Here is an 8,738-nt window from a genome sequence, read left to right on the forward strand (position 1 = left end):
AGGGCGCGAACTTCCCGCAGTCCGATCTTCCCGCGCTGCATGTTGCTGTGCTCCTGCCCGTCAATCGGGCTGGCTGGCAGTTGGTTGCTAGCTACCGCCTAGCTACCAACTTCGCACAAATCATAGCAAACTGCGGTAAAGGTCCGCAATTGAAATCGGTGGGAATTACGGCTTGTTTCCTAGCGCTGCAAATGACAGCAACCAAGGTCGATCGTGTGAAACTACCTTGACATGGTAGGGGTCACAGGTTCAATCCCTGTAGCGCCCACCATCTCCGTCCCCTCATTTTGCGCGATTTGCCGCGGCGGGCTTGTCGCCGCCCTGATCGCTTGCTAGGGCGGGGTCGCTTCTCATCCTCCATCCAGGGAATTTCGCGTCGATGCACGCAAGCCGGTCGCGCGGTCTTTTTCATCTCCTCGCCGCCTTCGGCCTCGCCGCCGCCGTGTGTTGCGCGGCGGGCGCGGCTCACGCGCAAGGCGCCATCCGGGCCAAGCACGGCGACTGGGAGACGCGGTGCGAGACGCCGCCGGGCGCGGCCTACGAACAATGCGCGGTCGTGCTGAGCGTCGTCGACCAGGACCGGCCGAACCTGACGCTGGTGGTCATCGTGCTCAACACCGCGGACCGCAAGGCGCGCCTCATGCGCGTCATCGCCCCGCTCGGCGTGCTCCTGCCGGCAGGCGTCAGCTTGCGGATCGACGATCAGAACGCCGGCCGGCTCAACTTCCTGCAATGCCTGGCCAACGGCTGCATCGCCCAGCTCGCGCTCGACGACGCGCTCGTCGCCAAGCTCAAGGACGGCAAGACGGTTACGCTCGGGCTCTTCCAGACCCCCGAACAGGGCGTCGGCGTGCCCGCGCCGCTCGCCGGCTTCAAGGAAGCCTACGAGCAATTGCCTTGACCGCGGGGCCGTCGTAAGCACCGCCTCGGATTGTCATCGAAAACCATGGCGACAATGTTGTTGAAGATTTCCTCTCGTCTCTCTCTCGCCCTTGTTGGCGCCGGTCTCCTCGCTGGATGCGGCTCGGTCGAGAACCTGATGCCGCATTACGACCCGGCGACGTTCCAGCTGAACCAGGGCGCCAACCCGCGCCCCGTGGCGCAGCCGACCAATAATCCGGCTGAGAAGCAGGTCCCGCTGCCGGTCGCCAGCACCGACATCTATTGCCCCGAGGTCGACATTGCCGAGGGCGGCTCCGCCTATCGGGTCGGCGGCGCCGAGAGCGCGTCGGTGCGCTACCAGTTCAACATCGGCGACACGGCCCGCGAATGCGATCCGGCCGGGCCGGGGCAGGCGGCGATCAAGGTCGGCGTGGCGGGCAATCTCGTCATCGGTCAGGCCGGCTCCCCCGGGACCTACAGCGTGCCGCTGCGAATCACCGTGACCCAGGACGCCGGCAAGAAGCAGATCTACTCCAAGACCTATACGATCCAGGCGACCGCCGACGCCACGAATTCCGGCCAGTTCCGCATCGTCACGGACCCGATCGTCGTGCCGATGCCGACCCTCATGCTCGCCAATGTCTATACGCTGACGATCGGCTTCGAAGGCGGCGGGGGCGGCGGCGCTCCACACGCGCACAGGCGCAAGGTCTCCGGCTGACGGGGTTCCGCGCCCGCTTACGGCGCGTTGACAAAAGCGCGGCGCTCGGGCTAGCTCGACCTCGTCAGTCGAAGACACTTCGCGGAAGAGTCCGGCGGCCCCGCCGCCGGCGCCGAAGGCGCAACCGCCCCGGAAACGCTCAGGCCGCAGGACCGCTGAAGTGATGACGCTCTGGAAAGCGGCGCGCGCCCGAAAGGCCTGCGTCCACCGACGGGGGTAGCCGCCGCAAGGCGGGAAATCTCTCAGGTCGTGCGACAGAGGGGGCGCCCATGCGGATCGTTCGCCGCCCGAGTCGCGGCGCGCTCCGCCCGGCGCTGGACTCGATCGGTGGACCCATGAGCGACGACGCCATCTGCAAAACGCCCCTGCATGCGCTGCACGTCGAACTCGGCGCCCGGATGGCGTCGTTCGCCGGCTACGACATGCCGATCCAATATCCGACCGGAGTTTTGGCTGAGCATCTGCACACCCGCAAGGCGGCCGGGCTGTTCGACGTCTCGCATATGGGCCAGGCGCTGATCGAGGGCCCGGACCATCGCGTTGTGGCGGCGTTTCTCGAGACGCTTTGCCCCGCCGACATCCTGGGTCTTGCTCCGGGCCGGCAGCGCTACACCCAACTCCTCAACGACGACGGCGGCGTCGTCGACGACCTCATGGTGACGCGTCCGCCCGCCGCCGACGGCGCGCTCCGCCTGGTTGTCAACGCCGCCCGCAAGGCGGTCGATTACGCCCTCATCGTCAGCCGTCTGCCGAGCGGAGTCCGTCTGACGCGGCTCGAAGACGCCGCGCTCATCGCGTTGCAGGGGCCGCTTGCGGCGGCAACCCTTTCGAGTCTCGCGGTCGGCGAGGGGCTCGAGGCCATGGCCTTCATGGCTGCGAGGCCCGCGCGCATTGGCGACGCCGAGACCTTCGTTTCCCGCTCCGGCTACACCGGGGAGGACGGCTACGAGGTCTCGATCCCGGCCCCACGCGCGGAGTCTTTCGCGCGCCTCCTGCTGGCGCAGCCGGGCGTCGCCCCGATCGGGCTCGGGGCTCGGGACTCGCTCCGGCTCGAAGCGGGCCTCTGTCTTTACGGTCACGAGCTCGATGAGACCGTCGATCCGGTCGAGGCGGCGATCGCCTGGTCGATCCAGAAGCGCCGCCGCGCCGAAGGCGGCTTCCCCGGCGCCGACCGCATTCTGCGCGCGCTTGCCGACGGGCCGGGCCGCGTTCGTGTCGGCCTCAGGCCCGACGGGCGGGCCCCGGCGCGCGACGGAACCGAGATCGTGTCCGCCGACGGCGCGCAGATTGGGGTCGTCACCTCGGGCGGCTTCGGGCCGAGCGTCGGCGCGCCGATCGCCATGGGGTTCGTCGACCGTGCGCATGCAACGGTCGGAACGCCGGTCGGACTGATCGTGCGCGGAAAAACCCTCGGCGCGCGCATATCCGCGCTGCCCTTCCATCGCCACGCCTATCATCGCGGCTGAAGCAAAGGACCTTTTCATGGCTGAGATCCGCTACACCAAGGATCACGAATACATCCGGATCGACGGCGCCGAGGGCGTCGTCGGCATCAGCGACCTTGCGCAGCAGCAGCTGGGCGACGTCGTGTTCGCCGAGACGCCGCCGCTCGGCAAGACGCTGAAGGCGGGCGAGCCCGCCGCCGTGGTCGAAAGCGTGAAGGCGGCGAGCGACGTTTTCGCGCCCGTTTCCGGCGAGGTCGTCGCCGTCAACGCCGACGTGGAGAAGACGCCCGGGATCATCAACGAGGATGCGCTCGGGCGCGGCTGGCTGTTCCGGATCCGAATCGCCGACTTGAGTGAGCTGGCGGCTCTGATGGACGAAGCCGCCTACGCCGCCTATCTCGAAACCCAGGCCTGACCGATGCGCTACCTGCCGCTCGACGCCGCCGAACGCCAGGCGATGCTGGCGCGGATCGGCGTCCCCGACGTCGAGGCGCTGTTTGCCGACATTCCCGCCGACAAACGCATCGGGGGGCTCATCGACCTGCCGCTCGCCAAGTGCGAGATGGCGGTCGAGCGGACGATGTCGGCGATGGCCGCTCGCAGCGTCGCCGCGGGCTCGGCGCCGTTTTTCCTCGGCGCGGGCGCCTATAAGCGCCACATTCCGGCGAGCGTCGATCATCTGATCCAGCGTTCGGAGTTTCTGACCAGCTACACGCCCTACCAGCCCGAGATCGCCCAGGGCACATTGAAGGTCCTGTTCGAGTTCCAGACCCAGGTCGCGACGCTGACCGGCATGGAAGTCGCGAACGCCTCGATGTACGACGGGTCCACCGCATGCGCCGAGGCGATGATGATGGCGCACCGCCTGACGAAGCGCGGCAAGGCGGTCCTGTCCGGCGGCCTGCATCCGCAATACGCCGACGTGGCGGAGACGCTGGCGCGTCTGGCCGGAGAAACGGTGGTTCGGCTTCCGCCGGACGTCCGGGCGAGCGAGGACATCGCCGCCGCGATGGACGACGAAACAAGCTGCGTCGTCGTCCAGAGCCCGGACTTCTTCGGCAATCCTCGCGACCTTGCTCCGATCGCCGACGCCGCGCACGCCCGCGGCGCGCTTCTGGTTGCGGTCTTCACCGATCCGGTCTCGCTCGGCGCCCTGCGTTCGCCGGGCGAAATGGACGCCGATATCGTCGTCGGCGAAGGGCAGGGGATCGGCAACGCGCTCTCGTTCGGCGGTCCCTATCTCGGGCTGTTCTCCACCCGGCTCAAGTTCGTGCGCCAGATGCCGGGGCGACTCGCCGGGGAGACTGTCGACGCCGACGGCCGGCGCAGCTTCGTCCTGACGCTGTCGACCCGAGAGCAGCACATCCGGCGCGAGAAGGCGACGAGCAACATCTGCACCAATTCCGGCCTGTGCGCGCTCGCGTTCTCGATCCACCTCGCCCTGCTTGGCGGGGTCGGCCTCCGGCGCCTGGCGAACCTCAATCACGCCAACGCGGTCCAACTGGCCGATCGCCTGTCCGCCGTGCCGGGCGTCGAGATCGTCAACGCATGCTTCTTCAACGAGTTCACTTTGCGCACGCCCCGACCGGCGGCCGACGTGATCGAGGCGCTGGCGCGTCGCGGCGTGATCGGCGGGCTGCCTGTGTCGCGGCTTCTGCCTCAAGCCGGGCTCGACGACTGCATCGTCGTCGCCAGCACCGAGGTCAACAGCGACGACGACCGCTCCGCCTATGCGAAAGCCCTGGCCGAGTGCCTGCGATAGTTCTTTTCAGGAAATGACCGTCTCAGGAAATGACCGTCGATGAACAGCCAAGGCCGTCCGACCCGCCCGGAGACCGCTCAAGCGGCCGCGCGCAAGACCTTCACCGGCAATCGCGCCCTCGACATGGAGGAGGCGCTGATCTTCGAAACCGGCCGGTTCGACGCGTCCGGCGTCGACGTGGACGACCCCGAGCCCTTCGCCTCGCGGCTGGGGCCGACAGCCAGCGCCGGGGCGCCGGAACTGCCCGGTCTGACCGAGCCGGAAGCGGTGCGCCACTACGTGCGCCTTTCGCGCGACAATTACTCGATCGACGCCGGGCTCTATCCGCTGGGCTCCTGCACGATGAAGCACAATCCGCGCCTGAACGAAAAGATGGCGCGGCTGCCGGGTTTTTCGGACGTGCACCCGCTGCAGCCGGTTTCGACCGCGCAGGGCGCGCTTGCGGTGATCGAGGCGCTCGCCGCCGCCTTGATGACAATGACGGGCATGAGCGCGATCGCGATGTCTCCGAAGGCGGGAGCGCACGGCGAACTCTGCGGCATGATGACGATCAAGGCGGCGATCGAGGCCCGCGGCGAGGTTGCAACGCGGCGAGTCGTGCTGGTTCCCGATTCGGCCCACGGCACGAATCCGGCGACGGCGGCCCTGATTGGATTTTCCGTCCGCCCGGTTCCGGCCGGCGATGAAGGCGACGTCAGCGTCGAGGCGGTCAAATCGGCGCTCGCTCCCGACGTCGCCGCGATCATGCTGACCAATCCGAACACCTGTGGGCTTTTCGAGCGTCAGATCGTGGGAATCGCCGAGGCCGTTCGGGAAGCCGGGGCCTACTTCTACTGCGATGGCGCGAACTTCAACGCCATCGTCGGAAAGACGCGCCCGGGCGACCTCGGCGTCGACGCGATGCACATCAACCTGCACAAGACGTTTTCGACGCCGCACGGCGGCGGGGGCCCGGGCGCGGGGCCGGTCGCGCTGTCGTCGCGGCTCGCGCCTTTCGCGCCGGTTCCGTTCGTCACGCGGGAAGGCGATCGGCTGCGACTGGTGGAGCACGCCGCAGGAACGGAATCGTTCGGCCGCATGAGCGCGTTCCACGGACAGATGGGGATGTTCGTGCGTGCGCTGAGCTTTATTTTGTCGCATGGGGCGGACGGATTGCGTCAGGCTTCGGAAGACGCGGTCTTGTCGGCGAACTACATACGAGCCTCGCTTGCCGACGTCATGAGCGCGCCGTTCGGCGAGCGGGCCTGCATGCACGAGGCGTTGTTCGACGACCGCTGGCTGAAGGACACCGGATTGTCGACCCTCGACTTCGCCAAGGCGATGATCGACGAGGGATTTCATCCGATGACGGTGTATTTCCCGCTGATCGTGCACGGCGCGATGCTGATCGAGCCGACGGAATCGGAGTCCAAAGCAAGCCTCGATCGATTCATCATGACGCTGCGGGATCTCGCTTTCGCCGCCAAGGCCGGCGACCGCGAGCGATTTACCTCGGCTCCGATCCATGCGCCGCGTCGCCGGCTGGACGAGACGCGCGCGGCGCGACAGCCGGTCTTGCGCTGGACGCGGCCGCGTCCGGCGTGACATCCTGCGGCTTTCCGGGCGACGGCCGTCTTTGTCCTGAGACGGAATTGTCCTAAGAGAGTCGCTCGGGCGGAAAGCAGCCCGCGTCGGGCGGAGCGCCGGGTGAAGATGCCGAAGAAATGGATCTGTTACGCAGCCGCCGGGCTTTTGGCGCTGTTGGCTGGGGCAATGGCGGATGTCGCTTGCGCGGACGACGCGACGCCCGCGCCCCCGTCCGCGCAGTCCGCGCCTACGACGGCGCCGCCGCCTTCCGCGCCTGCCTCGGGCGCTCAGGCGCCGGCCGCGGAAACGCCCGCGCCTCCGACTCCTCAGCCGCCGGCGGCCTCGGGCGAAACGTCGCCGCCCGGCGCTCCCGAGGCCGCCAAACCCACGGAGTCGGGCAAGCCGCAGGCGGAAGGTTCAACGGGTGAAACCGTCGATCTCGCCCAGCGGCCGTTCGCCTTTATCGAAGGCAAGGCCGATCGCGATGAGGTCTACGGCGCAATTCTCGGCTCACTGGGTCTGGTCAAGCGGGACATCGACAAGGCGGGTCTGAAGCCGTCAGGCCGGCCGCTGGCTGTGTTCGTCGAGTCCGACGACACGGGATTCCGCTACCACGCGGGCTATCCGCTCGAGACCGCGCCGGAGGGCAAGGCAAGCCTATCGGAGGCGGTGAAAATCGGCGTGACGCCGAGCGGCAAGGCGATGCGATTCCAGCATCTCGGCGCTTACGCCGACATCGATGCGACCTACGATGCGATCACGGCCTATCTCGACGAAAAAGGGATCGACGCCCAGGATTCGTTTGTCGAGGAATACGCGAACGACGTGAAGGACGTGGACGACCCGAACCTCGAGGTCGACATCTATGTGCTGCTGAAATAGATGCTGGGCTGAACATTTGTTCGGCCGAATTGATCGAAGTCAAGAATCGGTGACGAATTTCCGGGTACGGCCTCGTCACTAGGGAACGAGCATCAGATGGCAACTAGCAGCGACGTCGTTGCGCGCGCGTTGGCGCGACACCGGACTGATCCAACGCGCCTTGTTCAAATTCTGAGGGAGACTCAGGAAGAACTCGACTGGATCTCGCCGGAGACGACGCGAGCGATCGCGGTGGGTCTCGGCGTCCCGATCACCCGAGTCCAGAGCGTCGTGCAGTTCTATTCGTTCCTGTACGACAGGCCGAGAGGCCGTTACCGCGTTCTGTTCTCGGACAACATCACGGACCGGATGCTCGGCAACGCGGCGCTCATCGAGCACATGCTCAAGCGGCTGAAGTTGCGTCGCGGCCAGGTTTCGGCCGACGGCTCGGTGAGCGTCGACCTCACGTCCTGCACCGGCATGTGCGACCAGGGGCCGGCGATGCTGCTCAACAATTTCGCGATCACGCGGCTGACGCCGAGGCGGATCGACGAAATCTGCGAGCTCATGCGAATCGGCGCCCCGCTCGGGGAATGGCCCGCGACTTTCTTCCGGGTCGACGACAATATCCGGCGTCGCGAGACCCTGTTGACGCCGTTGCAGCCCGGCGTCGCGCTCGACGCGGCCATCGCCCGCGGCCGGCAAGGCATGATGGATGAAATGAAGCGGTCCAACCTCAGGGGGCGCGGCGGCGCGGGATTCCCGACGGGCGTGAAGTTCGAGGGCGCCCGCAACGCGCCGGGCGCGCAGAGGTACGTTGTCTGCAACGCCGACGAAGGCGAACCGGGAACGTTCAAGGACCGCGTCCTGCTCAATTCCTTCTCGGTTCGCGTTCTCGAAGGCATGGCGATCTCCGCCTATGCGGTGGGCGCGACGAAGGGCTTCATCTATCTGCGCGGGGAGTACAAGCATCTGCAGGAGCAGCTTCAGCGCGACATCGACGTGATGCGCGCGAGCGGACGGTTGGGGACGTCGATCCGCGGCGCTCCGGGCTTTGATTTCGACATTGAAATCCACATGGGCGCCGGCGGCTATATCTGTGGCGAGGGCACGGCGCAGATCGAATCCCTCGAGGGCAAGCCGGGACGGCCGCGCGTCCGGCCGCCGTCGATGGTTCTGGTCGGATATCTGGGCAAGCCGACGGTCGTCGACAACGTTGAGACGCTCGCCCATTGCACCGAGATCGCCATCGAAGGCGGGGCGAGCTTCGCCAAGCGCGGGACGAAAACCTCGACGGGAACGAAGCTCATCTCCATTTCCGGCGACTGCGAACGGCCGGGCATCTACGAGTACCAGTTCGGCGTGACGATCGGACGCATCCTCGAAGACTGCGGCGCGAAGGCCGTCACAGCGGTTCAGATCGGCGGCGCTTCAGGCGTGCTCCTGACGCCCGACGAGTTCAGCCGCCGGATCGCCTTCGAGGATGTTTCGACGGCCGGCG

At 67.1% G+C, this 8,738-nt stretch carries 9 protein-coding genes and 1 riboswitch; all 9 genes read left to right on the plus strand.

The features are described 5' to 3' along the window. Nucleotides 1–230, plus strand: a 230-nt coding sequence (locus ACLP25_RS27215) for a hypothetical protein (protein ID WP_442472227.1), incomplete at its 5' end; no start/stop codon positions are given. A 149-nt stretch (nt 231–379) separates the two neighbouring features. Continuing rightward, a complete protein-coding gene (locus tag ACLP25_RS27220) occupies nt 380–901 on the plus strand; it encodes an invasion associated locus B family protein (RefSeq protein WP_442472228.1) in 522 nt (173 codons plus the stop codon). 60 nt (nt 902–961) lie between these two features. Beyond that, entirely contained in the window at nt 962–1,603 is a 642-nt protein-coding gene (locus ACLP25_RS27225; protein ID WP_442472229.1) for a hypothetical protein, read from the plus strand. Nucleotides 1,604–1,675: 72 nt separating this feature from the next. After that, nucleotides 1,676–1,768, plus strand: a riboswitch (glycine riboswitch). 170 nt (nt 1,769–1,938) lie between these two features. Then, on the plus strand, nt 1,939–3,069 hold the full coding sequence (gene gcvT / locus ACLP25_RS27230; RefSeq protein ID WP_442472230.1) for a glycine cleavage system aminomethyltransferase GcvT: 1,131 nt from the start codon (nt 1,939–1,941) through the stop codon (nt 3,067–3,069). Nucleotides 3,070–3,085: 16 nt separating this feature from the next. Then, nucleotides 3,086–3,463: a glycine cleavage system protein GcvH gene (gcvH, locus tag ACLP25_RS27235; protein WP_442472231.1), complete on the plus strand. Its 378-nt coding sequence runs from the start codon at nt 3,086–3,088 to the stop codon at nt 3,461–3,463. 3 nt (nt 3,464–3,466) lie between these two features. Beyond that, nucleotides 3,467–4,810, plus strand: a complete 1,344-nt coding sequence (gcvPA, locus tag ACLP25_RS27240) for an aminomethyl-transferring glycine dehydrogenase subunit GcvPA (RefSeq protein ID WP_442472232.1) — start codon at nt 3,467–3,469, stop codon at nt 4,808–4,810. A 39-nt stretch (nt 4,811–4,849) separates the two neighbouring features. Then, nucleotides 4,850–6,394 carry an aminomethyl-transferring glycine dehydrogenase subunit GcvPB gene (gcvPB, locus tag ACLP25_RS27245; protein ID WP_442472233.1) on the plus strand — a complete coding sequence of 515 codons (1,545 nt, stop codon included), beginning with the start codon at nt 4,850–4,852 and terminating at the stop codon, nt 6,392–6,394. A 108-nt stretch (nt 6,395–6,502) separates the two neighbouring features. Then, nucleotides 6,503–7,258, plus strand: coding sequence for a GyrI-like domain-containing protein (locus ACLP25_RS27250; protein ID WP_442472235.1), 756 nt, complete (start codon nt 6,503–6,505; stop codon nt 7,256–7,258). Nucleotides 7,259–7,354: 96 nt separating this feature from the next. Then, on the plus strand, nt 7,355–8,738 hold a 1,384-nt coding region (locus tag ACLP25_RS27255; RefSeq protein WP_442472234.1), incomplete at its 3' end, for an NAD(P)H-dependent oxidoreductase subunit E.

The sequence above is a fragment of the Roseiarcus sp. genome, assembly GCF_052145395.1.
Taxonomy (GTDB): Bacteria; Pseudomonadota; Alphaproteobacteria; order Rhizobiales; family Beijerinckiaceae; genus Roseiarcus.

Excerpts from the sequence above, each read along its gene's own strand:
- ACLP25_RS27250 (WP_442472235.1), top strand. The coding sequence starts at position 6,503 with ATGCCGAAGAAATGGATCTGTTACGCAGCCGCCGGGCTTTTGGCGCTG.
- ACLP25_RS27220 (WP_442472228.1), top strand. The coding sequence starts at position 380 with ATGCACGCAAGCCGGTCGCGCGGTCTTTTTCATCTCCTCGCCGCCTTC.
- gcvH (WP_442472231.1), top strand. The coding sequence starts at position 3,086 with ATGGCTGAGATCCGCTACACCAAGGATCACGAATACATCCGGATCGAC.
- gcvPA (WP_442472232.1), top strand. The coding sequence starts at position 3,467 with ATGCGCTACCTGCCGCTCGACGCCGCCGAACGCCAGGCGATGCTGGCG.
- gcvPB (WP_442472233.1), top strand. The coding sequence starts at position 4,850 with ATGAACAGCCAAGGCCGTCCGACCCGCCCGGAGACCGCTCAAGCGGCC.
- gcvT (WP_442472230.1), top strand. The coding sequence starts at position 1,939 with ATGAGCGACGACGCCATCTGCAAAACGCCCCTGCATGCGCTGCACGTC.